This window comes from Dellaglioa sp. CoH-57-MRSF-22 (assembly GCF_056781895.1).
In genome coordinates this window covers 1-300 of record NZ_JBXAXT010000175.1, presented here as the reverse complement: position 1 = coordinate 300, position 300 = coordinate 1, and the positions used below count along the sequence as shown (strand labels likewise).

At 57.7% G+C, this 300-nt stretch carries 1 protein-coding gene; it reads left to right on the top strand.

Translation table 11 applies throughout. The features are described 5' to 3' along the window. Nucleotides 1-300 (top strand): hypothetical protein (locus AC1RPR_RS08690; RefSeq protein WP_481763551.1); only part of this gene is annotated, 300 nt, incomplete at both ends.

Sequence of the window (300 nt, the reverse complement as noted above, 5' to 3'; positions counted from 1 at the left end):
GATTACACGTCGTCTGATGACGAGGCGGATAGCGAGCGTATCTCGGGTGTCGTGGATACGGCGCTCTCTGAACTGAAGGGGCGCGCAGTCCACACCGAATTCGGTGAGGGCGAGATCGTGCGGTGCGGTACTGCCGCGAAACACGTGACAGTGCGGCTCAGTAACGGATTCACGGTGAAGGCCCGTAAGTCTTCAACGTTCTTGCTGGAAAAAGAACCTGAGGGCCCGCTACGCCGCAAGATCGCGGATATCATTGGGCTCAAGGTAACGCCTATCAAGGACGTTCAGGCTGCTGGTTAC